This is a genomic window from Flavobacterium sp. RNTU_13 (assembly GCF_046614455.1).
In the GTDB taxonomy this organism is placed as follows: Bacteria; Bacteroidota; Bacteroidia; order Flavobacteriales; family Flavobacteriaceae; genus Flavobacterium.
Genome location: NZ_JBKJHB010000007.1, coordinates 92,706 through 115,816 on the forward strand (window position 1 = coordinate 92,706; position 23,111 = coordinate 115,816).

At 41.2% G+C, this 23,111-nt stretch carries 23 protein-coding genes; 11 read left to right on the plus strand and 12 right to left on the minus strand.

What is annotated here, in order from left to right; translation table 11 throughout:
• The first annotated feature begins 2 nt into the window (after positions 1-2).
• Genes ACLI08_RS14785 through ACLI08_RS14800 form a run of 4 tightly spaced genes read left to right on the plus strand, consistent with a single transcriptional unit; the run spans position 3 to position 3,420 of the window.
• Positions 3-401 carry an STAS domain-containing protein gene (locus tag ACLI08_RS14785; protein ID WP_054406579.1) on the plus strand — a complete coding sequence of 133 codons (399 nt, stop codon included), beginning with the start codon at positions 3-5 and terminating at the stop codon, positions 399-401.
• Complete coding sequence (locus tag ACLI08_RS14790; protein ID WP_411429283.1) at positions 382-795, plus strand: anti-sigma regulatory factor; 414 nt, start codon at positions 382-384, stop codon at positions 793-795. Before ACLI08_RS14785 ends, ACLI08_RS14790 begins: the two co-directional genes overlap by 20 nt.
• Complete coding sequence (locus tag ACLI08_RS14795; RefSeq protein ID WP_411429284.1) at positions 788-1,804, plus strand: SpoIIE family protein phosphatase; 1,017 nt, start codon at positions 788-790, stop codon at positions 1,802-1,804. Before ACLI08_RS14790 ends, ACLI08_RS14795 begins: the two co-directional genes overlap by 8 nt.
• Before the next feature lie 2 nt (positions 1,805-1,806).
• Positions 1,807-3,420 carry a sensor histidine kinase gene (locus ACLI08_RS14800; RefSeq protein WP_411429285.1) on the plus strand — a complete coding sequence of 538 codons (1,614 nt, stop codon included), beginning with the start codon at positions 1,807-1,809 and terminating at the stop codon, positions 3,418-3,420.
• Positions 3,421-3,431: 11 nt separating this feature from the next.
• Here ACLI08_RS14800 and ACLI08_RS14805 read toward each other — a convergent pair whose 3' ends face one another.
• The 3 genes from ACLI08_RS14805 to ACLI08_RS14815 are packed head-to-tail and all read right to left on the minus strand — an operon-like array spanning position 3,432 to position 6,655.
• Complete coding sequence (locus tag ACLI08_RS14805; protein WP_411429286.1) at positions 3,432-3,917, minus strand: ankyrin repeat domain-containing protein; 486 nt, start codon at positions 3,915-3,917, stop codon at positions 3,432-3,434.
• A gap of 46 nt (positions 3,918-3,963) precedes the next feature.
• Positions 3,964-4,437 (minus strand): hypothetical protein, encoded by a 474-nt coding sequence (locus tag ACLI08_RS14810; protein WP_411429287.1) that lies wholly within the window; start codon positions 4,435-4,437, stop codon positions 3,964-3,966.
• A 49-nt stretch (positions 4,438-4,486) separates the two neighbouring features.
• Positions 4,487-6,655 (minus strand): catalase, encoded by a 2,169-nt coding sequence (locus tag ACLI08_RS14815; protein ID WP_411429288.1) that lies wholly within the window; start codon positions 6,653-6,655, stop codon positions 4,487-4,489.
• A gap of 259 nt (positions 6,656-6,914) precedes the next feature.
• On the opposite strand from ACLI08_RS14815, the gene ACLI08_RS14820 reads away from it, so the two are divergent.
• Positions 6,915-7,217 (plus strand): hypothetical protein, encoded by a 303-nt coding sequence (locus ACLI08_RS14820; protein WP_411429289.1) that lies wholly within the window; start codon positions 6,915-6,917, stop codon positions 7,215-7,217.
• A 123-nt stretch (positions 7,218-7,340) separates the two neighbouring features.
• Here the strand turns inward: ACLI08_RS14820 and ACLI08_RS14825 are convergent, their stop codons facing one another.
• Positions 7,341-9,545, minus strand: a complete 2,205-nt coding sequence (locus ACLI08_RS14825) for a hypothetical protein (RefSeq protein ID WP_411429290.1) — start codon at positions 9,543-9,545, stop codon at positions 7,341-7,343.
• Between the two features lie 156 nt (positions 9,546-9,701).
• On the opposite strand from ACLI08_RS14825, the gene ACLI08_RS14830 reads away from it, so the two are divergent.
• From ACLI08_RS14830 to ACLI08_RS14850, 5 genes are all read left to right on the plus strand, one after another.
• Positions 9,702-10,313: a ferritin-like domain-containing protein gene (locus tag ACLI08_RS14830; protein ID WP_411429291.1), complete on the plus strand. Its 612-nt coding sequence runs from the start codon at positions 9,702-9,704 to the stop codon at positions 10,311-10,313.
• A gap of 133 nt (positions 10,314-10,446) precedes the next feature.
• Positions 10,447-11,571: a glycosyltransferase gene (locus tag ACLI08_RS14835; protein ID WP_411429292.1), complete on the plus strand. Its 1,125-nt coding sequence runs from the start codon at positions 10,447-10,449 to the stop codon at positions 11,569-11,571.
• On the plus strand, positions 11,568-12,707 hold the full coding sequence (gene glf / locus ACLI08_RS14840) for a UDP-galactopyranose mutase (protein ID WP_411429293.1): 1,140 nt from the start codon (positions 11,568-11,570) through the stop codon (positions 12,705-12,707). Before ACLI08_RS14835 ends, glf begins: the two co-directional genes overlap by 4 nt.
• On the plus strand, positions 12,704-13,846 hold the full coding sequence (locus ACLI08_RS14845) for a hypothetical protein (RefSeq protein ID WP_411429294.1): 1,143 nt from the start codon (positions 12,704-12,706) through the stop codon (positions 13,844-13,846). Before glf ends, ACLI08_RS14845 begins: the two co-directional genes overlap by 4 nt.
• A 367-nt stretch (positions 13,847-14,213) precedes the next feature.
• Complete coding sequence (locus ACLI08_RS14850) at positions 14,214-14,465, plus strand: hypothetical protein (RefSeq protein WP_411429295.1); 252 nt, start codon at positions 14,214-14,216, stop codon at positions 14,463-14,465.
• A 21-nt stretch (positions 14,466-14,486) separates the two neighbouring features.
• Here the strand turns inward: ACLI08_RS14850 and ACLI08_RS14855 are convergent, their stop codons facing one another.
• Entirely contained in the window at positions 14,487-15,719 is a 1,233-nt protein-coding gene (locus ACLI08_RS14855) for a cation:proton antiporter (RefSeq protein WP_411429296.1), read from the minus strand.
• Between the two features lie 15 nt (positions 15,720-15,734).
• The gene (locus ACLI08_RS14860; RefSeq protein WP_411429297.1) at positions 15,735-16,838 is read right to left on the minus strand and encodes a fatty acid desaturase family protein; all 1,104 of its coding nucleotides are present in this window, start codon (positions 16,836-16,838) and stop codon (positions 15,735-15,737) included.
• A 332-nt stretch (positions 16,839-17,170) separates the two neighbouring features.
• On the opposite strand from ACLI08_RS14860, the gene ACLI08_RS14865 reads away from it, so the two are divergent.
• On the plus strand, positions 17,171-17,350 hold the full coding sequence (locus ACLI08_RS14865) for a hypothetical protein (RefSeq protein ID WP_054406565.1): 180 nt from the start codon (positions 17,171-17,173) through the stop codon (positions 17,348-17,350).
• A gap of 93 nt (positions 17,351-17,443) precedes the next feature.
• Here ACLI08_RS14865 and ACLI08_RS14870 read toward each other — a convergent pair whose 3' ends face one another.
• The 6 genes from ACLI08_RS14870 to acnA all read right to left on the minus strand — a co-directional run bounded on the left by ACLI08_RS14870 (position 17,444) and on the right by acnA (position 23,083).
• On the minus strand, positions 17,444-18,004 hold the full coding sequence (locus ACLI08_RS14870) for a DUF72 domain-containing protein (protein ID WP_411429407.1): 561 nt from the start codon (positions 18,002-18,004) through the stop codon (positions 17,444-17,446).
• Positions 17,988-18,176, minus strand: a complete 189-nt coding sequence (locus ACLI08_RS14875) for a DUF72 domain-containing protein (protein WP_411429298.1) — start codon at positions 18,174-18,176, stop codon at positions 17,988-17,990. The genes ACLI08_RS14870 and ACLI08_RS14875 overlap by 17 nt, the downstream gene beginning before the upstream one ends.
• Entirely contained in the window at positions 18,173-18,904 is a 732-nt protein-coding gene (locus ACLI08_RS14880) for a DNA-formamidopyrimidine glycosylase family protein (protein WP_411429299.1), read from the minus strand. The genes ACLI08_RS14875 and ACLI08_RS14880 overlap by 4 nt, the downstream gene beginning before the upstream one ends.
• Before the next feature lie 181 nt (positions 18,905-19,085).
• Positions 19,086-19,277 (minus strand): cold-shock protein, encoded by a 192-nt coding sequence (locus tag ACLI08_RS14885; RefSeq protein WP_411429300.1) that lies wholly within the window; start codon positions 19,275-19,277, stop codon positions 19,086-19,088.
• A gap of 66 nt (positions 19,278-19,343) precedes the next feature.
• A complete protein-coding gene (locus ACLI08_RS14890) occupies positions 19,344-19,964 on the minus strand; it encodes a porin family protein (protein ID WP_411429301.1) in 621 nt (206 codons plus the stop codon).
• A 341-nt stretch (positions 19,965-20,305) separates the two neighbouring features.
• Positions 20,306-23,083 carry an aconitate hydratase AcnA gene (acnA, locus tag ACLI08_RS14895; protein ID WP_411429302.1) on the minus strand — a complete coding sequence of 926 codons (2,778 nt, stop codon included), beginning with the start codon at positions 23,081-23,083 and terminating at the stop codon, positions 20,306-20,308.
• Positions 23,084-23,111: the final 28 nt, after the last annotated feature.

Sequence of the window (23,111 nt, forward strand, 5' to 3'; positions counted from 1 at the left end):
TAATGGAAAGGATTCCTATTTTAAAGATGGGTGATTTTCTTTTGGTCACCATTCAGGTAGATTTATACGATCAGCTTGCAGAGAACCTTGAAACTGATCTTGTAAATTCTGTAAAAAAACATAATTCTAAAGGAGTATTAATCGATATTTCGTCGGTTTCTATTATAGATTCATTTATGGGCCGGATCTTGGGTAACATTGGTATAATGTCCAGGATTATGGGGGCCCAGTCAGTAATTGTGGGTATGCAGCCTGCAGTTGCCATGACTTTGGTTGAACTCGGCCTTACACTTACCGGGGTTTCTACTGCACTTAATGTTGAAAAAGGAATGGAACTTTTACGTTCTAAAATTTTATTAAGTGAGGGCCAAAGCGATGACTATGACAACGATACTGAGTAAAGAAGACTTTGTTATAGTCAAAGAGCAGGACGTAGTCCCGTTCCGCAACAAGGTAAAAGATGCTGCGGTAAAGATAGGTATGGGCATATTGAACCAAACCAAGCTTATTACCGCGGCAAGCGAACTTGTGCGTAACCTGCTTAAGTATGGCGGCGGTGGTATTGTAATTATTGAGGCTGTAAACAATGGCAGGGAGAATGGCATACGCCTTGTTTTTTCAGATAAAGGGCCTGGCATTCCAGACCTATCCCTTGCAATGAAAGACGGTTATAGTACCGGTAAAAGTTTGGGGCTTGGCCTGCCCGGAACAAAAAGGCTGGTAAATGAATTCGATATACAATCTACGGTTGGCGTGGGAACGACGGTTACCATAATAAAATGGAAAAATGGATAATGCCGTTCTCTTCTCTTATAAAATAGATGACAGAAGCTATGTCTCTTTTATAAAACGTGAAATACATAACCTGGTTACTACTGCCGGATTTAGCCCGCAAAAAGTAGGGGAAATAGACATTGTAGTTTCAGAGCTTACTTCTAACCTTATAAAATTTGCCGAAACGGGTGAATTGCTGTACCGCCTGGCAAACGATGATAAAGGTGTTTTTCTCGAAATCTATTGTTTGGATAAAGGCAAAGGTATACACAACCTTTCAAGGATGATGCAGGACGGCATCTCGTCTTCAGATACTTTGGGACAGGGGCTTGGGGCTATAGAGCGTTTGAGCAGTCGCTCTTCAATTTTTACCGTACCGGACTCTGGTACCGTTGTGTACAGTAAAATCTATCAAAAAGAACCGGATGCTGTAATAAGACAAAGTAATATCAATTTTGGGGCTGTGCAGGTTTGCGCACCGGGAGAAACGGTTTGCGGCGATGGCTATAGCATGAAAAAGCTTGGTAACGGAATACAATTTTTTATGGGCGATGGCCTTGGCCATGGTATTAATGCCCACGAAGCAGTTACTGAAGCCATAGCGTCTTTTACATCATGCAGGGCAACCAGCCCTGTTGAGGTGCTCAGGTACATACATGAAAACGTAAAAAAAACAAGAGGGCTTGTAGTAACAATTGCCTATCTTGAATATACTGCCCAAAAATGGTATATGTGTGGGATAGGAAACATTTCTACCAGCCTGTATACAGGGCTTGTCCCTAAAAACTATATGCCATATAACGGTATTGTAGGGCATAATATTCCGCGCACATTAAATGATTCTGTTATGGAGTTTGAAAAATACCAGACGCTTATTATGCATTCTGATGGGCTCAGGGCACGGTGGAACCTTTCAGAATTACCTGGTATATTAAAATACGAGCCTAATGTAATTTCGGCAGCGCTTTATAAAGATAATGCCCGCCATAATGATGATATGACCGTGTTTGCCGCAAAAATAAATTTATAGTTATGAAAGAAATCATCCGCATACGCCTTGATAATGAGATGGACCTGATCCTGGCGCATAAAAGGGCCATGAAGCTGGCCGAACTTTGCGGATTAATAGTATCGGCGCAAACCCGGTTTGCCACTGCTTTGTCAGAAATTGCGCGTTGTGCTATAACCTATGGTCGGAATTCCCAGCTTGTACTGGGCATTGGGTCTTTAAGCGGAGGTAAAAAAGAAATAAATGCCATTATTTATGATGACATAAACCTTGCAGAATGTAATCCGGAAGCCTATGCTTATGCCGGGCGCATTTCTAAAAGTATCGCCTTGCAATTTAGTAATGGTGTGTATGAAATAAAACTTACGTTACTCATTCCTTATTCAGGTATTATTTCACCCTTGCGCATAACCTCGTTTATTGAATATTTTCAGAAGGAACAACCCCTGTCACCGTACGATGAATTGCGAAAAAAAAATATACAGCTTATAGAGTTGTCTGAAAAACTCAGCGAGAGCGAGCATAATTACAGGCAGCTTACGGATACTTTACCCATGATTATTTTTTCGGTAGCTAACTCTGGTAAAATTACGCTTGCAAACAGAAGATTATTAGAACTGTTCGAAAACCAGTTTACTACTTTTCCCGCGGTTTCATTAGATATAATGTTGCATATCGAAGATAGCCCTGCAATAAGTAAGGGTTGGGACATTGCCCGAAAGACGAAATTACCATTTACAGGCCAGGCCCGCCTGCACCTTAATAGTGCCTATGTGTGGCACATGATTTCCATAATGCCTAATAAGGATGAAAATGATGAAGTATTTGGCTATATAATATCTATGGTAGATATTAATGCCCAAAAACTGATAGAAGAAACACTTAAAGATAATAAAGAACTTAAGGAAACACAGCAAAGCCTTAAAACAATTAATAACGAACTGTCGGCCAAGAATCGTGAACTGGAACAGTTTGCCTACATTGCAAGCCATGATTTGCAGGAACCCCTACGGAAAATCCGCAATTTCACGTCATTGGCAGAACGTGGCCTTACAACCGAAGAGCGGGAAAAACTGTACTTCCCTAAAATAAATGCCTCAGCCGAACGTATGTCACGGCTCATTAAAGATGTGCTTAATTATTCCAAACTGGGAGTAGAGTCCGGAAAGTTTGCTACCATAAGCCTGGATGAAGTAATAAAGGATGTGGTTAATGACTTTGAGTTCCTGATAAAAGAAAAGCAGGCTGAATTTACTATAGGCAGCCTTCCGGTAATTAATGGCATACCCGTACAGATAAGCCAGTTGTTTTATAATGTGATAGGCAATTCGCTAAAATTTACCGAGAAAAAGCCTTTAATTATAATAACATCGCAATATGTAACTGTTGCCAATGGCAGTCACAAAGAGGGTGATTATAATAAAATCTCGGTTTCGGATAACGGTATTGGAATAGATGCCCAGCACATCAGCAAGATTTTTATTATTTTTAAAAGGCTGCACCCACAAAATGAATATGAAGGCACCGGCATAGGTTTAGCACTTTGTAAGAAGATTGCTGAAAATCATAATGGCTATATGGAAATTGAAAGCGAGCCGGGTTCAGGCACTACTATTTCTGTCTATCTTCCCGTGTAATAGTACGTTCTTTAGTATGCCCTTATCTTCTCCAGCAGCTCAACCGCTGTGTTGTTATGCTGCTGATACGCTATATCAAGTACATTTAAACCGCGCTGGTCTTTAATTGAAATGTCAGCGCCGTTATTGAGTAGTATATCAATCATTTCGTTACGCCCAAACATCACAGCAAACATTAATGCCGTACCGCCGTTTCCATGCTTTGCATTTACATTGGCGCCATTATCAATAAGCAATTGTGCTATTTCAGGATAACCCTTAAAGCACGCGCCCATCAGGGCTGTATTGCCGCTGCCATCTGTAGCATTACTATCGGCACCGGCATAAATCAGTGCCTTTACTGCTTCGGGCTGGTTGTTGTAGGCTGCGATTATAAGGGGCGTATAGCCGCGCTCATCTGTTACATCTACATTTTCTATAAGCTTAAAAATCTCGTTTAACACCGATACATTTCCCTTACGGGAAGCAGAGAATAAAGCATTGGTAATATCATTCATGGTTTGTTATTTTTATTGTTTGAATTTACGAAATGTAGTTTGCCGGTTAATTAAGGTATTCACGATGTTTATTGCTGTCCAACACTTTATAAGTTGAAATGGCAAAAAGCGTAAAAATTATGTGAGCTATAAAAAGCTGCCTGTAATAACCGTGCCTATAATTTTGTGGAGGCCTGCTGTGTTGGGCAAACAATAATTTCCATACGGCAATACCTGTTACCCCGCTCAGCACACCTATAAGCAGTATTTTAGAGAGTGTTGGCTTAGACAGTGCTTTTTCCCATGCCATGTAATATACTGCCATAAAGCCGATACCTGTAGCATAATGTAATATATAGCCGGAAGGATGGCTTTCTTCATCATGAATCTGTGGCAGGTCTTCAGAATTATCAATAAGCTTGTTAATCATTATCGGCTCAACATATTCCTGGTTTTCTTTCCTGGCTTTTAAATAACTGTATAAAGTCATGAAGGTTGTACCTACAACACCAGCTATTATTATCTTTTCTATTGTTTTCATAGTTCAGTACTTTAAAAAAGGGAAGCAAAAAACTGCTTCCCTGATTATGTTATTCAGAAATTTTTGGTTCCCGTTCCCAAATTCGATGCCTGCCCATCTGGGTTGTAAAATCATCCGTAAATGTTTTTGCCTGGCTGTTTATAACAATGCCCGGAAGATTTTTGTCTTTGCCATCATTCAGCTTATTGCCTATGGTGGTTTTTTCTATCAGCTCATTTAACCCGCTGTCAAACCCTATCACTTTGCAGTGCCTATAGGCATCATTGATAAATTCAATTACATTATCGTTAGCGGACAGGGCTGCATTGCTTTGCGAGGTGGGCACATATACTGCGTCAAATAATACGGAAGATGACGAGAAAAACGCAAAATCCACTTTGATTTCAGTGCCCGAATCGCTTTTAATAGTTCCTGCATGCGGGCCAACAATCTTAGCCGCTGCACCTTTGGCTTCCAATGCCTTTTTAAGGGCATTGACTGATTTTTCGCTAAATCCTTCACCACATAAAAACGCCACCTGGCGGGTTTCTATACTATCTGTAGTAGTAGGATTTTTTATCATACTCAGTGCATTGCTAGGTGCGTAGTTTTTATCGAGCGGTTTCGGCTCATACTTATCTGGGTCAGCATCAGCGCCTATACCATGGTTCATTGGTTTTTGAGGCTGTTCGGGTACGGCAATACCCAGGCCTGTAGCCACTTTTTTCGCAAGGGTTTTATCTACCTGGTTCAGCAGCCCCAGTATGCGTTCACGTATGGCGACAGTTTCTACTTTACTTAGCTCAAAGCGCAATGCTTTAATGATATGGTTCTGTTCCGTTTCCGTCTGGCTTTTGAAGAACAATGCAGCCTGACTAAAATGGTCGGCAAAGCTTTCACTGCGCTCGCGCACCTTGTGTGCTTCTATGCGCTCATAATGGCTTACAAAACCGCTTTCGGCTTCTTTGGCCTGGGCTGGGTAGCCGTTATTTAAAGTGTTTGGGCTGTAACTTACACGGCCTACATTTATTTCCTGCCTCATATGGCCGTCGCGTTGGTTGTTGTGCATAGGCGCAATAGTGCGGTTAATGGGTATTTCATGAAAATTAGGGCTTCCCAGCCTTGAGAGTTGCGTATCGGTGTAGGAGAACAATCTGCCCTGAAGCAGCGGGTCGTTGCTAAAGTCAATGCCCGGCACTAAATGCCCAGGGTGAAAAGCCACCTGCTCCGTCTCTGCAAAAAAGTTATCTGGGTTGCGGTTCAGCACAAGCCTGCCTATTTTTGTCACCGGCACCAATTCTTCGGGAATGATTTTGGTAGGATCCAGCAGGTCGAAGTTAAATTTGTGTTCATCTTCTTCGGCTACTAATTGCACGCCAAATTCCCATTCCGGGAAGTTACCCTTCTCTATGTTTTCCCAAAGGTCACGGCGATGGAAATCAGGGTCGTTGCCCGATATCTTCAGCGCTTCGTCCCATACCACTGCGTGGGTACCCAGTTTTGGTTTCAGGTGAAATTTCACGAAGGTAGATTTACCTTCCGCATTTATAAAGCGGAAAGTATGGATACCGAAGCCTTCCATCATGCGATACGAGCGTGGTATAGCCCTGTCGCTCATGGCCCACATTATCATGTGCATGGTTTCGGGCATCAGGGAAATAAAATCCCAAAAGGTATCGTGCGCTGATGCTGCCTGTGGTATTTCGCTATGTGGCTCAGGCTTTACTGCATGTATCAAGTCGGGAAATTTCATGGCATCCTGTATAAAAAATACGGGTATATTGTTGCCCACCATATCAAAAATGCCTTCCTGGGTGTAGAATTTTATGGCAAACCCACGCACATCGCGGGCCAAATCGGTAGACCCGCGAAAGCCTGCCACCGTAGAAAAGCGCACAAAAACAGGAGTTTTTGTAGTCGTATCATTAAGGAAGCCTGCCTTGGTGTATTCGCCTACATTGCCAAAGGCTTCAAAGTAACCGTGTGCGCCAGAGCCGCGAGCATGCACAATGCGTTCCGGGATACGCTCGTGGTCAAAATGCGTAATCTTTTCACGCATTATAAAATCTTCCAAGAGCGACGGGCCGCGTTCGCCGGCTTTCAGGCTGTTATGGTCGTTGTTTATTTTAACGCCTTGGTCGGTTGTTATAAGCTCGCCATCGCTGTATTCCCTGTTTTTTTCCAGGTCGGCCAACTTGGCGTTTTCATTGGAATCAGGAGGTATGTTATTTTTCTTCATCAGTAATTTTGTTTAGGATGTGACATTAAAATTACCTATTTGATAACACCCGATTGTTTTGATTAAGAAAACTTTGACGATTTAAGCGGCTATAAATAATGGTTATGGATAATTACTTTTTAAAGTCAGTAAAGTCCTGCCAATAAGCAAAGTAAAAGCTTAACACAAGCTTACGGGATATTAACAGGTGGGTATATGCAGGGAGGATAACTTTATAAAAAACAAAATCTAATTTATATGTCAGTAATTAAAAGCGACCATGCTGAAGGCCCTGTCGCTAAAGCTATCGAAAAACAGACTTCAAAACTTGCGTCAGACCTGTTTTTTATGGGCAGCATTAGGCTCAATAGGGGCATCAGCTACCCTGAAAATCCTGGGCAAAGAAAAAACCGCTTTGTTTGTAGGCCAGTGGGCAGCTCCATTTTTACTGCTTGGGCTTTACAATAAAATCGTAAAACTTGAGGGTAGCGACAAAAAGGATAAAAATCAGGATTCAGGGTTTGAATTTGAGGAACACCCTGTAAGCGACTATGCAGAGCCTGAAAAAGGCGGCGAGCTGTAATCCAGCCAGGCCAGAAAAAAGTAGCTTCTTAAAAAGGCATTTAACGTTTCAAAAAGCCCGGGTTAGTAATAGCCCGGGCTTTGTTATACCTGCTACTACCAGTTTAGTGGATAGTTCAGAAAGTTAATCCTTAAGCAGTGCGTGCGCAATAGTTACAGTAGCATTTCCGGGCACCTGATAATTAATGAATTCCTTATTAGCCTGTTTAGGTTGCAATTCATCCTTTCCAATAAATGCTTTAAATATTTCTTTGGGCGTCCCCTTTAATAGTATCCTTACATTGCAGGTAAGTGCAGCATCACCACCCAGCCTGACACTGATGGGCTTACCTTTGTGGTTATTGAATTTAAGGATAGGGTAATCGGAAAATATAAAGAAAGCTTCGCCTTTAACTTTGTGGTATTGCCGCGGTACAATACCAAAGGCAAGGCCGGCACCATATACTTCCTGCCCCACAATTCCGCTTTTTAGCCATCCGTCCTGTAAATCCTCCAACGGCATCCATAAATTGGGGTTCACCTCGCCTGTCTTAACGATGTCAGATATGATGTCTTTTGGCAGAAGTGACGGGTAGTAATATGCCAGGCGGCTCAGGGCATATTTCATAAACTCCGAGAGTAGCATACGTACCGAAGGCAATATATCTACGTCGCCTGCGATAAGAAGATAATGATGAAAAGCTGCATACACTTCCAGTTCTTCGTAGGCCGCCGTATAAGGCGCGTTATTCAGCGGGAATATCGCGAAAAAATTAGGATAATGTACAGCGTTGCCATAATTGCAATCCCATATATGTGCATTTTTAAAGACACCTGCAATACAGCAATAGCTTAAGTTAAGGTAAAACTCATCTTTCGTTTCCTTAAACATTTCAAGCAATGCCCCGGCGGCAAATGCGGTATTATTGGCCTGGTAAAATATATCAAAGCCGCAGCTGTCAAGCTTTTTAAAAGCGTTTTTTGCTTCTGTAAAGTATTTCTTATCGCCTGTAAGTTTCCACACCTGTAACATAAGGTGCGCATAAGAACCCGGCACATCAGTTTCACCCCTATGGCCGGGAACGGTTTCTTTTTTTATGACCTCAAGGGTATCCATACGGTAGAACACCGGCCAGTCATAATTAAAGTGATGTGCAATTTTAATGGCATAATCTATTGATTTCATAAGTAGTTCTTCTGCCAGCGCATCTTTTTTCAGGGCAAGGCGGCACAGGTTCATAAGCGGGTGGTGCAGGTACCAGGAGTCCATGACCATCTCTTTTTTCTGTTCTTCAGATCTGTCAAGCCTGTCCACCAGTGTGGGTAGCCAGCGCACCATAGTGTTTATTTTATCATCATAAAATGCAGGCAGGCCTCTGCGCAGTTCTTCGCTTACAATATTTTTTTCCCCTTCCCATTCCAGGTATTCCGTAAGGGGCAACAGTACCGCAAGCTGTACCATAAGTTCAGCCGGTGTCTGGTAATCGCATACATAGGCATTAAGGTACGAGACACCTTTAGAATGTGTCCAGCAACCTTTGTTGTTGCACAGGTCGTGCAGGCCCCTGCGAACGGTATTCAACCAGTCATGATATACCGGTTCCGGTTTCGGGAGTGCTTTATACACTACAGATAATGCATTGAGGTAACCTTGGGTAATTGCAGTTGCCGTTTCCGGTATTTCTTCGCTTAACAGTACAAAAGCATCCGATATAATATATTCTTTACCACCTGGTAGCGGCTTTTTAACGGCACAGGGAATCTGGAAGCCAAGTTCGGGCCAGTTTCCGCCGACGGTTTCACTTAAAGATGTTTCTGTGGCTTCGCAAAACGCAGAAATATCGGTAAGGTTCTGGAAATAGAACACCGAGCCATACCGGGGCTTTGTGGTACTGAAATACAGTGCGCCACTACGCGTACCCACCTGGTGCATGTGTATAGTAGCTGAAGTGTTAAGCACGTCACCTTCTTTTGTAAGTGGCATTATATCACGTGGCCAGTACGGTATCATTATATCAGCAGAAGGGGTAAAAATTGTGGTGTACCTGAACATGTGCTCTTCCAAGTCAGGAAATAAAAGGCTGACCTTATAGTGCCCAAGGCGTGTTCTTAGCTGTATCTCTAAACTGCTGCCATTATTAGATAATGTCACAATTTCAAAATCGTCATTCACGGCAAATGCTGCCCTGAAAGCCATCCGTTGCCCTGTAGGCCAGTTTGCCACTATCCATAGCGAATCGCCGGTGTTGTGTAAGGTAAATGCATAGTGATTGAATTGCAATGTGGCAAGGATTTTACTGGCACTGATATCCTGGCCGGCCGTAAGGCCCCATGGGGTAATGATACTCATAATAGTATGTGGATTTAAATAACAACTGTAAAATTGCACCATTAGCAATCACCAAAGTACAATGTTTTCTTAAAGTATTTTTATTTGTGAGAGTATTGGCAATAAGCTGCAATGGATAGATGACATTTGCTTTAATTAAAATAATATCAATACTTTATGAAAACATCATCTGATACAACTAAAGCAGCTACTGCTTCAAAACCGGCTCTTTCAAAGAACAGCACCAGGGGAACGGTTAAAGCAAAATCTAATGCTGCCGAAGGCCTGCGCGAATTGTTTGTTGACAGCCTTAAAGACATTTACTGGGCAGAGAAAGCCCTTACTAAAGCATTGCCTAAAATGGCCAAAAATGCTACTACCGAAGTTTTGGTACAGGCCATTGAAGAACATACTGCGGTAACAGAGCAGCAGGTGCAGCGCCTTGAAAGGGTATTTGAACTTATAGACGAAAAAGCGGTTGCCAAAAAATGCGAGGCTATGGATGGCCTTATTAAAGAAGCCCAGGATATAATGGAGAGCACCGAGCAGGGTCCGGTTCGTGATGCCGGTATCATAGCCGCGTCACAAAAAGTAGAGCACTATGAAATTGCCACTTACGGTACACTTGTAGCTTTTGCCAAAACCCTTGGCGAGGATGAAGTTGCAGACATTTTGGCTGAAACACTGGCGGAAGAAAAAGAAGCTGACGAAACCCTTACCGAAGCCGCGTACAATTCTATCAATTTTGATGCTGCGGGTGAAGAAGGTGGAGAACAGGATACTGAATAATACTCCCCAAAATAATTACTGTAGATAATACTGCTGAGTGGTTATTGTAGAAGCACTTCCTTTACCGGAGGTGCTTTTTACAGTTACCCTAAAGAAATGTTTTGCCTTATATGAACTTAATACTACTTATACAATGCATATAGCCTATAAAAATGATAGTTACGCTCCGGATTTACCGGGAGGGAAACACAGCAATGATTATGATATGGTGGTCTTTTGCCACCTGCGTTGGGACTTTGTGTACCAGCGTCCCCAGCACATTATCAACCGCCTGGCGAAAGGCCGAAAAATATTGTTTATAGAAGAACCCTGGCACCGCCCTGAAGAGCAAGGCAGCCGGCTTATAGTAATAACGCCAAACCTGCATCTACTGCAGCCCAATGTACAGCATATAGAAGAAATAACCGCTATACTGCCCCAATACACTGCCAAAAACATTAATACCGGCTGGTTCTATTCGGCTTCATTCCTACCGCTTTTAGGGTATTTTAGTTTTGATACCATAGTGTATGACTGTATGGATGAGCTTTCTTTATTTAAAGGCGCACCCGAAAAACTGGTACAGCAGGAACGCGACCTCATGGAAAAAGCAACTGTTGTTTTTACCGGGGGCAAATCGTTGTATGAATCTAAGGTGCAACATCATGATAATGTGTATTGTTTCCCAAGTTCTGTAGACCGTGACCATTTTGCTAAGGCATTAAACGGACTTGCACTTCCGGCAGATATTGACACTATAAAAGGCCCCATAGTAGGTTATTTTGGGGTGATAGATGAGCGTATAGACCTTACGCTTTTAAATGAAACAGCCCTCCTTAAACCCCAAATAAGCTTTGTGATGATAGGGCCGCTAGCAAAAATAAGTGAGCACGACCTGCCTAGGCAGCACAACATCCATTATTTAGGAATGAAAGGTTATAATGAGCTGCCGGGCTACCTTAAAGCCTTTAGCGTTGCCATGATGCCTTTTGCCTTAAATGATGCGACCAAGTACATAAGCCCTACAAAAACACTGGAATATATGGCGGCAGGCAAGCCTATTATCTCTACGGCTATTTATGATGTAGTGCGTGATTACAGTAAAAATGTAGACATAATTGATACGCCGCAAAAATTTGCTATGGCCATAGATGCTGCGCTTTTAAAACGCAGCAATATACTTTCCCCTACGGATTATAATGATATCCTTAAAAAAACTTCCTGGGATACAACCGTAGAGAAAATGCAGGAAATACTAAAAAACACCGTTCAGCAATGAGAAAAGCAGATATAATAATTATAGGGGCAGGCATATCGGGCGCAGTACTGGCGCAGCAATATGCTGAAATTGGTAAAAAAGTACTGGTCATAGAAAAACGCAACCACATTGCAGGCAACTGCTATGACTATATGGACGGAAATGGAATACTCGTATCTAAATACGGGGCTCACCTTTTCCATACCAACGATGAGCAGGTATGGGATTATGTAAACCGCCATAGCAAGTGGTACCACTGGGAACATAAGGTATTGGCAAAAGTAGATGAAAGCCTGCTGCCTATACCTGTAAACATTACTACGGTCAATACAATATTCGGCCTTACTATTTCTTCTGAAATTGAAATGAAAAAGTGGCTTGATCAAAACCGTGAGACCTATCTTAACCCCGCAAATGGTAAAGAAGCTGCTTTAAATAAGGTGGGGGCAGTGCGGTACGAAAAAATGTTCCGCCATTACACTAAAAAGCAATGGGATAAATACCCCGAAGAGCTTGACGCTTCGGTACTCGACCGCATACCGGTCCGCATGAATTATGATGTCCGTTACTTTTCAGATACTTACCAGGCTTTACCTGTAGGTGGATATACCCAATTATTTGAGGCAATACTCGGACACCCTAATATTGAAGTGCAGCTGGAAACAGATTTTTTTGATATAAAGGACGAAATAACCGGTTATGAAAAGCTTTTCTACACCGGGCCTATTGACCGTTTCTTTGAATTTAAGCACAGCCTTGAAGACAAACTGGAATACAGGTCGATAAATTTTGTATCAGAAACGGTTGATACCGAATATTTTCAGGAAAATTCAGTGGTGAACTATCCCGGGAATGAAGTTGACTTTACGCGAATAATCGAATATAAGCATTTTGGCAACCAAAAATCTGAAAGGACAACCGTTGTAAAAGAATATACCACCGGGGAGGGCGACCCATATTATCCGGTGCCTAACGCTAAAAATCAGCAGATTTATGAAAAATACAAAGTAGATGCCGACGCACTCATTGACGTATATTTTGTTGGGAGGCTGGCCAACTACAAGTATTTTAATATGGACCAGGCATTTAAAAATGCATTGGATTTATTTGGCATTTTGGAATCATCACCCGAACCTGCGTTTAAAAAAGCAGTATGAGTACTTTCAACTCATTCTTTATGGGCGGCTTTGAATGTGCCGACCATATTAACCGTTCTGGCGAAAGGGTAAATTTGCTGAAAGAAACCCAGCACGACATCCGCGTACGAGAAGATTACAGTAACCTTCTTTTGTTGGACATAAAAACAGTGCGGGAAGGCGTTTGCTGGAGTGCTGTTGAAACACAGCCTTACCTGTTTGATTTTACCGAGGTAAAAAACAGGATACAGGCAGCTGATGCACTGGGTATACAGATCATTTGGGATTTATGCCACTTTGGTTATCCTGATGGTATTTATCCCACGCACCCGCACTTTTGCCTTAGGTTTATTTCATTGTGCGAGGCCTTTGCACTATTCCATAAATCGGCTACAGACCAACCGCTTTTTGTGGTCCCCATTAACGAGATAAGCTTCCTGTCGTGGCATTCGGGCGACGTACGGGGTACTGTGCCTTTTGCCGTAAAGAGCGGTTGGGATATTAAATACCATTTATGTAAAGCGGCCATTTCAGGTATTGGCATGCTTAAATATATTGACCCTGAGTGCAGGATTGTTTTAGTGGAACCACTCATTAAAATACACGCCGGCTTTGAAACTGACCTTGAGCATATAAATAACCTCAATGCAAACCAGTTCCAGGCTATGGATATTATTGCAGGAAGGATGTGCCCTGAACTGGGTGGGAAAGAAGAGTATCTTGACATCCTTGGCTTTAATTATTACTGGAACAGCCAGTGGGATCATGGTATCGGTTCATTACAATGGCCCGAGGAAAGCGAAATTCCCCGCCGTACCTGTATTGCGGAACTTTTAGAGATGGCTTATTTGCGCTATGAAAAACCGTTGTTTATATCTGAAACCGGGCATTTTGGTATAGGCCGTGCGCTTTGGATAGATGAAATAGCTATTGCATGCTGTAAAGCGTTAAATAAAGGAGTCCTATTGCTGGGTGCCTGCATTTATCCGGTTATTGACAGGCCTGATTGGGATGATCTTACGGTATACCACGATTGTGGTATTTGGGATGTAGATGAAGATAAGAACCGCACAAGACATCTTGACTCTGTAATAGCGCTGCTCAGGGCGCGTGCAATAATCATAGACCATAAATTAAATGAAGTACATGACTTAATTTAGCACAATATTGGCAACATTACATTTTTTAAAGGCGACCTTTCATCTTTAAAATATTAATTATCAATATTATGTCAAAAAGTCAAGATTCCAAAAAGGGCGCTAAAAAAGCACCGCTGAAAACGGCCAAGGAAAAGAAAGAAGCCAAAAGGGATAAGAAAAGTGCCAGAAATGTGGACTAACCCATTAGCTATGGCCCTAAAGAATTAAAGCAAAGGTATAGTATCCATTTTTAAAGTAAAAATGGATACTATACCTTTTTAAACAATCGTTAATGTACGGTTTGTCGAAGTTCACTAAATAGTTACCCGTAAGAAGTTTAATCTACATTACCATGAGAAAATCGGAAAAGAGGGAGCAGTTGAAAAAAATGATCTGTGATTTTTTTCAGGCTAAAGACCCTGTTGTTTTAACGAAATTGCGAAACAATATCTATAATGAGATATGTCGCCTTCCTATGTTGCCAAATGATAAATATGCCTTAGAAGACGATATGTACCTTTGGAATTATAACAGCGACAAATACATTAAAAACATAAAAGATGACAATGCCCGGTTGAAGGTATTGTCAGATTTTGACAAGATGATTCAGAATGTAGACAATTCTTTATTAGGCAATTAAAAACACTGGTGAGAGTGCAACTCAGTCTTCACGGCTTTTTAAAACGCCTATCAGCCTGTTTAGAGATAACCCTTGTATAATTATCGAAAACAATACTATAAAGTAACAACCTGAGAGTATGCCTTCTTTATAAGGCGAATCGGGTAATGATAACGCCATTGCTATGGAAATACCACCGCGCAATCCGGCCCAGCTGAGTATAAATAAATTGTTGAAATTGATTTTTCCGAGTAAAAATAATGCGGGCAATGATATGCTTATAATCCTTGCTACAAGTATTATTACAATTGCAGATAAGCCTAGCAGCCAGTATTCCCGTAAAAAAGGCATGGCAACCATTTGTAGCCCTATCATGGCAAAAAGAATGGTGTTGAGCACTTCATCTATAAGTTTCCATATCCTGAGCAGGAAATCATCTGAAACCTTGTCTTCATGAAAACTGTTATTGCCTATAATGAGGCCTGCCGTTACTGCTGCAAGCGGTACGGAAGCATGAAAATAACCTGCCAAAAGTGAAATGCCCAAAACCAACGCTATGGATATAAGCAGTATGGTCTGAAAATCCTTGATGGATTTAATCAGTTTATATCCTACGTATCCAGTGGCAAGGCCAATAAGTATCCCTCCAAGTACCTCATGTAGGAGCAGGCCCGCGACAGTGCTAAAACTGATAGCAATATCAGGTTGTTGCACAAGCTCCAGCAGGAGCACAAATACAAGTAATCCAACGGCATCATTGAACAACGATTCCCCTGCAATAACGGTGGAAAGCTTTTCCGATATTTTAGAGTGTTTTAAAATAGACCCCACGGCTATTGGGTCTGTTGGTGATATCAATGCACCAAAAATGAAACAGTACATCAGCGGGATATTAATATTAAAAAGGCCTGTAAAGTAGTAAAGCAATAGGCCGAACAGGAGTGTGGAAAGCAGTACCCCTAAGGTGCTTAATGCAAAAACAGGCCAGCGTTGTTTGCGTAGTTTTTGGTAATCGAAGTGTAATGCGCTGGCAAAAAGCAGGAAACCAAGCATTACATCAAGCAGTATCCTGGAAAAATCCATACTGTCGGAAGCTTCTTTTATTTTAGCTGCGAGATCGTTATTTGTCTTTCCGATAATTACTATAACAACAGAAACTACCACAGAGATTGCTACAACGCCTATCGTCCCCGGCAGCTTTATAAAGCGCTGGTTAATATAGGAAATCCCCGCACTTACAAGTAAAAGCAGGGTGATAAGTTGTAGTAAATCCATAGGTTATTTGTATGTTTAAGATGCTTGGTACTGTACTTTTGCACTTTTCGCTTCCAATGCAAACTTTTTAAGCACCCGATAATGCGATTGTAATGCATCCCCAAAAGTTTGGCTTTCAATATAAGGGAGGCCGTATTCTTTTGCGGCCTGCTTTACGATTTTCCCTATAGCACGGTAATGTACGTGGCAAATTTTAGGGAAGAGATGGTGCTCGATCTGGCTGTTAAGCCCTCCGAGGAAGAACGCTGCAGTACGGTTTTGGGAACAAAAATTGGCTGTAGTGCGCATCTGGTGCTCTGCCCACGCTTCCTCCATAGTCCCTGTTGGGTTTGCAGCGGGGAAATCGGTTCCCTCTACTACGTGCGCCAGCTGGAAAACCAGCCCCATGGTAAATCCCTGCGCAAGGTGCATTGCAAGGAAACCTATTAAGAACTGCCACCAGGTAATATCCAGTATTATAAAAGGTAATGCAATAAACAGGAAATAGTATAAGGCCTTTGAAGCAAAAAGATTAAAATATTCTTTCTTAGGATGTCTCAGGGCCACCTGCCCAATTTTATGCTGGAAGATTTTCATAAAATCCTTACGGAAAACCCAGGACAGGCTCGCCAGGCCATACAGAGGGAAAGCATACCAATGCTGGTAACGCTGTATTTTTCGTTTAGGGTCGTCCTGCTCAATCCGTATCAGCCCGGGGGCTACAACAAGGTCTTCGTCATGGCCGGGTATATTGGTAAAGGTATGGTGTACGCCGTTGTGCGAAATATTCCATATATAAGGGCTGGCCCCTAAAAGATTAAAAACCATACTAAGGGCTTTATTAATATGCCTGTTGCCGGAGAATGAGCCGTGGATGGCATCGTGGCAGATGTTAAAGCCTACGAAAGCACTGAATACACCTAACAAAACAGCAAGCCCCAGCATGGCTAAAGCCGGAAGGGTATTTGAAATGATTATTGCGTAACAGCCCAGGAAGCCAAAAAGAAAGAACGCAGCCTTAAGCCACATGGCACTGCTGGCGTGCCTATGTTTATCGGTTTGCTCAAAATACTGGTCTACCCGTAATTTTACAGTTGAAAAAAACGGGGATTTTGCATGAAATTTTAAACGCTTATTCATGGTATTAAATAGCTACAACTTTTAATCACTATTTAATCGTATGATGCAATAATGTATAGGATATTCTATATTACCGGAATGCCGGAATTTTTTCGGAAAAGACCTTTGTTGAAGTATGCTAAATATAAGGCAAAAATTACACCTAAAGTTACGTTTTTATATTATTTAACATCCAATTATGAGACTAACTCTGTTCTCTGTCCAGAGAAAAAATAGTTTCCAGCTATTGACAATAAGCTATCAATAAACAAAAAGATTGTGACTAACTTAACTATACTGCTTAAAATGAATGCGTATCATTGATGAAATTAGTAACATTAATAATATTCATTATGAGCAAATTCATTGACATTAAAGAAAATGATACCACACACAGCATCAATATAGATTTTATTGTAAGTGTATCTGAAAACAAAAGTATAGCCACTATACATTTAAACAACAGGGAGATTGTAACACAATTATCACTTGAAAAAGTAAAAGTTCTGATAGCCAATGCTTCGCCATATTAGCGTTTCAGCTACTTTCTGCAAAGATAAAAGTAATAAGTCATGGTTAAATAATCCCATTATTATTAGAATTGCCAGATGTGCTTTTGCTTACAGTTATAATTCCTGGTTCATCTTTTTTGCCTGCAACGCATTGGTTATGCCTGCGGTGGAAGCCGTGTTGTTAAAATAGATATATGCCGTTTCGAAATTTTGACTCTTTACATTTTTATATAAAGCTTCAATATCTTCATGGGTATATTCAGAATAAAACAGTTTCGGATTTCCGTGTATCCTTACGTAGCCTATTTGGGTAGTCTTAATAACGGAGGTCGGCAGGTTAGGATAATTCACATTACAAAATACAATCTTATTGTCTGATAAGATTTCAAGAACCTCTTGCTTCCACCAGCTTTCATGCCTGAACTCTATTACATTATTAAAATCGCGGTTAACAGCAGTTATAATTGCTTCAAGCCTTTCTAGGCTATAGCTAAAACTCGGGGGCAACTGAAAAAGTACACTGGCTAATTTCTCTTTAAGGCCTTCACGGATTACGGAGTAGAACCTTTCAATTTCTTCCTTACAATCCTCAAGCCTTTTAATATGTGTAATTGTTTTTGGGGCTTTGACACTGAATTTAAATTTATCAGGTGTTTTTTCATACCAGGATTGCAGGCTTTTTTACGGTAGGGAACCTGTAAAAAGTTGCATTTAGCTCGTAAGTGTTAAAATGCTTACAGTAAAAGTTAAACCGCTGCTTCTTTGGCAGGCCTTCAGGGTAGAAAAGGGGCTGCCATGAAGGTGTAGCATAACTTGAGCATCCAATATTTATAAATTCCTTTCTCATGCATAAAGTTCCTGGCAGTTGGTGCAAAAGAAGCTTCGGCGTTTTTTGGTTCCTGTATATTTTTTATGCATGGGCAGGTTGCAGCGTTTGCATATCTTTTTAGAGTGTGCAAGCCAGTGCGCTTTTAGCGTTCCTTCATTTTTCCACTTCAGGAAATCAAAGCTGTATACTCTCGCCTGATTTGCAATTTCTTTGAGCTTACTTAAAGGTATTTTTCCTGTAAGTGATTCCGGGTGTACATAAACCCTATACAGCACTTCATTTTTGATGATATTTCCGACACCTGAAAATATATCCTGCTCCAAAAGGGCATCGCATATTAGCATATTTGGCTTATGGTCAAGTTTTTCAAGAGCAGCGTTTTCGTCCCATTGCTCCTGGATTACATCGGCAGACCAGTCGTAATGTGAATTGATATCGCCCTCAATTATTTTGACTGAGGCAGTATAAAAATTGATTTCACCGTTGTTAAATACAAGACCTAACCGCAGTTTGGCTTCTTTGGTTTCATTGATCCGGTATGTGCCAAAGAGCAAAAAATGGATGCGTATGGTAAGTCCTTCGAAGCATAATAACAAGTGCTTACCCCAGGTTTTAATATCTACGAGCTTCTTATTTTCAAGCCTTTGTATGTCTATTTTAGCATTGCCACCCGCAGCAATAATTTTTTGGCCGATAAATTCGGCCATTTTCTCTCTAGCAATTACTATACTTGGGCCTTCAGGCATGTTTTATGAGTTTTTGAATATTCCTGTTTTGATTATCTGATTAAAGTTACTGAACGTGCGGTGGCAATTGTTATAATTCCCTGTTAAAGCTGTGGTAATTTTTGATTGACATACAGTATAAGGGTAGTAACAAAAAAAGCCCCTGCTATGCAAGGGCTTTAAATAAAATGTATATAGTGTATTAAGCTATAACTACGTTTGTTGCGTTCAAACCTTTACGGCCTTCTTCCACATCGTAACGAACTTCATCATTCTCGCGAATGTTTTCCGTCAGACCTGAAACATGAACAAAGATTTCTTTATCTCCGTTGTTAGGAGTAATAAACCCGAAACCTTTTTCTTCATTGAAGAATTTTACTTTACCTTCTTGCATTTTAAATAAATTAATTTGTATAAAGACAGTCTTTAATTTTAAACTTATTGATTAATAATATTTTAATCAAAATTTATAACCTAGTCCTACCTGGAAAACAGCATTTTGTACATTCATATCGTCCGCAATATCTGTAACCCCCTGTATGTATCTTGCTGTAGCAAACAGGCCAAGGTCCGTCTGGAATGTAAGACCTCCTGCAACACCAAATTCAAAAGTTTTGAGTCTGTCTCTGAAAGGGGTGGGAGAATCCCCACTGTTTGAATTGGGGTTGCTATCAATTTCATCATTCAGTAAGAAGCTGAATTGCGGTCCCGCCTCGACACTAAAGCCTTTGAACAGGTAAAACTTGGTAAGTAAGGGCACGTTTATGTAATCCAACTGTAACTCAGCTTTATCACCATCACTCCCTTCATGCTCAAACTCTGCCCCCTGACCGGAATAAAGTGCTTCAAGCTGTAAGGAAAAAATTTCAGCCACAGGGAATTCAACAGACAAGCCTGCATAAAAGCTGGTTCTATAATTAGGGCTATCTATATCGCCATTAACAGTTGCTAAATTTAGACCACCTTTGATACCGAAACTGATAGCCATAGATTGAGTGTTGCTGCCATTGTCCTGCGCGTTCATGAGTCCGGATATACCGAGCATTATTGCAATAACTGCAAATAGTTTATTATTTCTCATTTTTTTATTATTTATATCAAAGCTAGGCTTTTAGCATTGCTTACCTGCCAAGTCGGTCACAATTCACACAACTTTAACCGGCAATATTATCCATGATGCTTTGAGTTTTCAATAGCAACCTCACTACCGTAATTTTATATACAAATGCTATCTTTGGCGATCAAACAATTTAGCAGTATAATACAGAACTAAATATTTTGGGTACGGGTGCTTTTGTCAAATTTCATATATGCTAAACTTCTCGTACAGTGGATACACTGTCCGTGAGACGGTAAAAAGGCTGATAGGCAACAAGATTACTATTTATAGTTAATCTTGTTGCCTATCAGATTTGAGTAGCGTTATGCGTTACTTAAAAACTGCCTTAATACATATTGTAAAATACCTTCGTTCCTGTAGTATACTATTTCTATTTGGGAATCCAGCCTGGCTATAACACGAAATTTTTTAGTTTGCCCATTAGGTTCTGTTGCCTCAATTTCAAGTTCCATCAGTGGGCTTATGTCTTTAGCAATGCCATAAATGCTAAACTGTTCCCTGCCAGTAAGGCCCAGGCTTTGGGCACTTTGCCCCTTCATGTACTGCATCGGCAAAACACCCATGCCAACTAAATTGCTACGATGTATGCGTTCGTAACTTTCAGCCAATACTGCCTTAACGCCCAGTAAAAAAGTTCCTTTAGCGGCCCAGTCACGGGACGACCCGCTACCGTACTCTTTACCGGCAAGTACTATAAGCGGTATTTTAGCTTCTTTATATTTAACAGATGCTTCATACACACTCATTTCTTCACCAGTAGGCAAAAAAATAGTATATCCGCCTTCTTTGCAGGCAAGTTTGTTTTTAATACGGACATTTGCAAACGTACCACGCACCATAACTTCATCATGCCCACGTCGCGACCCATAAGAATTAAAATCGGCCTTTTCTATGCCACGGCTTAATAGATATTTACCGGCAGACGTTGCCTCTCCATATGATCCTGCGGGTGAAATATGGTCAGTTGTAATGCTGTCGCCAAGCGCCAATAGTACACTAGCATTCTCAATATCCCTTAATGGCTCTGGCTTTTCGGATAAATCTTTAAAGAACGGAGCTTCTTTAATGTAAGTTGACGCTTCATTCCAAACATAATTTTTTTCATCGGGTACCTTTAGGTTTTGCCATATTTCATTACCGGCAAAAATAGTATCATAGCCCTTGGCAAACTGTGCGGGCGAAAGTACATTGTGGATTATGGTGCTTATCTCATCGTTGCTTGGCCAGATGTCTTTTAAGAAAACCGGCTGTTGATTGGGGTCGTAACTGATAGGTTCGTTAATCAGGTCTATGTCTACACGGCCTGCAATGGCATATGCCACTACAAGCATAGGCGACATTAAAAAGTTCATTTGAATTTGAGGGTGTATCCTGGCTTCAAAATTACGATTACCGGATAGTACAGATGCTGCAACGAGGTCGTGATCTTCAATTGCCTTTGCAATATGCGGAGGCAGCGGACCGGAGTTACCAATACATGTGGTACAGCCATATCCCACTACGTGAAATCTCAAAGCTTCTAAATCATCCAATAAATCGGCTTTCATAAGGTAATCGGTTACAACTTTAGATCCCGGTGCTAAAGATGTTTTAACCCATGGCCTAACATCAAGACCACGCTCACGGGCTTTTCGGGCAACAAGCCCGGCACCTATCATGACGAATGGGTTAGAGGTATTCGTACATGATGTAATGGCTGCAATAACCACTGAACCATCGGACAATATAAATTGTTCCTGCCCAACAGTTACAGCAACTATTTTCATACCATCTTCAATCTTATCTTCAATTTTAGTGTTAGGCGGTATTGGGGCTGCGGCAACAATAGGAAGCACACTTCCACCTTCGGAATACCAACGCGTAAGCTGCTCCTGAGGCTTGACATACATGCGCCCGAATGAAGTATGCAGTACGTCTATAAATTTTTCCTTAAAATTTTTAAGTAATATTTTATCCTGTGGTCTTTTTGGGCCTGATATAGTAGGTTCAATTGCAGAAAGATCTAACTCTAAAACATCAGTATAAGTAATGGTTTCATTATTGGTTCGCCACAACATATTATTCTTACAATAATCTTCAACCAGTTTTACCTGATCTTCAGACCTGTTGGTGGCACACATGTAGTCCAGTGTTTTATTATCGATGGGGAAGTAGGTAATTGTACTGCCAAACTCCGGCGACATATTACCAATAGTTGCCCTGTCAGGTACCGAAAGATTATCTAGCCCATCTCCAAAAACCTCGACAAATTTACCTACAACTCCATATTTTCTAAGTATTTCGGTAATAGTAAGCACCATATCTGTAGCGGTAGATCCTGGCGGAATTTTACCACTTAGCTTGAGTCCAATTACTTCGGGCATAATAAAGTAAACAGGCTGTCCTAAAATTGCAGCTTCCGCCTCTATACCCCCCACTCCCCAGCCAAGGACACCTATACCATTAACCATTGGTGTATGGCTGTCAGTGCCCACAAGAGTATCTGGGAATACCTCCCCGTTGCGCTCTATAATTCCTTTAGAAAGATATTCCAAATTTACCTGATGGCAAATGCCCATTCCAGGGGGAACGACGCTAAAATTACTGAATGATTTTTGGGCCCATTTCAAAAACTGGTAACGTTCCTGATTGCGCTCGTATTCGACGCCCATATTACGCTCATAGGCATAATCAGTCCCAAAGTAATCTACCTGGGCTGAATGGTCTATAATCAGGTCTACAGGTATAAGAGGATTTATCGTATCCGGATTTTTGCCTCTACGGGCTACTTCAGCCCGCAGCGATGCTATATCTACTACGGCAGGTACACCGGTAAAATCCTGCATTAAGACACGTGCCGGCTTAAAAGGGATGTCTTTACCTGATGCTTCGGGCTGCCAGTTGAGTATGGTTTGTATATTTTCTTTTGTAATGGTAAAATCATCAAAGTTTCGCAATGCGTTTTCTAATAAGATACGGATACAGAATGGCATCCTTTCGATATTAAATCCCTGTGCCTGCATTTCGGTAAGGCTGTAGTAGGTAAAACTGCCATTCTTTGTATTAAGTAATTTCTTTATATTATAAATATCGTTCGACATGTAATGTGTATTTAATTATAAAATAAGC

Bases quoted from the DNA above. Each gene is read 5' to 3' on its own strand.
- ACLI08_RS14785 (WP_054406579.1), top strand. From the start codon at position 3: ATGGAAAGGATTCCTATTTTAAAGATGGGTGATTTTCTTTTGGTCACC.
- ACLI08_RS14790 (WP_411429283.1), top strand. From the start codon at position 382: ATGACAACGATACTGAGTAAAGAAGACTTTGTTATAGTCAAAGAGCAG.
- ACLI08_RS14795 (WP_411429284.1), top strand. From the start codon at position 788: ATGGATAATGCCGTTCTCTTCTCTTATAAAATAGATGACAGAAGCTAT.
- ACLI08_RS14800 (WP_411429285.1), top strand. From the start codon at position 1,807: ATGAAAGAAATCATCCGCATACGCCTTGATAATGAGATGGACCTGATC.
- ACLI08_RS14805 (WP_411429286.1), bottom strand. From the start codon at position 3,917: ATGAATGATATTACCAATGCTTTATTCTCTGCTTCCCGTAAGGGAAAT.
- ACLI08_RS14810 (WP_411429287.1), bottom strand. From the start codon at position 4,437: ATGAAAACAATAGAAAAGATAATAATAGCTGGTGTTGTAGGTACAACC.
- ACLI08_RS14815 (WP_411429288.1), bottom strand. From the start codon at position 6,655: ATGAAGAAAAATAACATACCTCCTGATTCCAATGAAAACGCCAAGTTG.
- ACLI08_RS14820 (WP_411429289.1), top strand. From the start codon at position 6,915: ATGCTGAAGGCCCTGTCGCTAAAGCTATCGAAAAACAGACTTCAAAAC.
- ACLI08_RS14825 (WP_411429290.1), bottom strand. From the start codon at position 9,545: ATGAGTATCATTACCCCATGGGGCCTTACGGCCGGCCAGGATATCAGT.
- ACLI08_RS14830 (WP_411429291.1), top strand. From the start codon at position 9,702: ATGAAAACATCATCTGATACAACTAAAGCAGCTACTGCTTCAAAACCG.
- ACLI08_RS14835 (WP_411429292.1), top strand. From the start codon at position 10,447: ATGCATATAGCCTATAAAAATGATAGTTACGCTCCGGATTTACCGGGA.
- glf (WP_411429293.1), top strand. From the start codon at position 11,568: ATGAGAAAAGCAGATATAATAATTATAGGGGCAGGCATATCGGGCGCA.
- ACLI08_RS14845 (WP_411429294.1), top strand. From the start codon at position 12,704: ATGAGTACTTTCAACTCATTCTTTATGGGCGGCTTTGAATGTGCCGAC.
- ACLI08_RS14850 (WP_411429295.1), top strand. From the start codon at position 14,214: ATGATCTGTGATTTTTTTCAGGCTAAAGACCCTGTTGTTTTAACGAAA.
- ACLI08_RS14855 (WP_411429296.1), bottom strand. From the start codon at position 15,719: ATGGATTTACTACAACTTATCACCCTGCTTTTACTTGTAAGTGCGGGG.
- ACLI08_RS14860 (WP_411429297.1), bottom strand. From the start codon at position 16,838: ATGAATAAGCGTTTAAAATTTCATGCAAAATCCCCGTTTTTTTCAACT.
- ACLI08_RS14865 (WP_054406565.1), top strand. From the start codon at position 17,171: ATGAGCAAATTCATTGACATTAAAGAAAATGATACCACACACAGCATC.
- ACLI08_RS14875 (WP_411429298.1), bottom strand. From the start codon at position 18,176: ATGAGAAAGGAATTTATAAATATTGGATGCTCAAGTTATGCTACACCT.
- ACLI08_RS14880 (WP_411429299.1), bottom strand. From the start codon at position 18,904: ATGCCTGAAGGCCCAAGTATAGTAATTGCTAGAGAGAAAATGGCCGAA.
- ACLI08_RS14885 (WP_411429300.1), bottom strand. From the start codon at position 19,277: ATGCAAGAAGGTAAAGTAAAATTCTTCAATGAAGAAAAAGGTTTCGGG.
- ACLI08_RS14890 (WP_411429301.1), bottom strand. From the start codon at position 19,964: ATGAGAAATAATAAACTATTTGCAGTTATTGCAATAATGCTCGGTATA.
- acnA (WP_411429302.1), bottom strand. From the start codon at position 23,083: ATGTCGAACGATATTTATAATATAAAGAAATTACTTAATACAAAGAAT.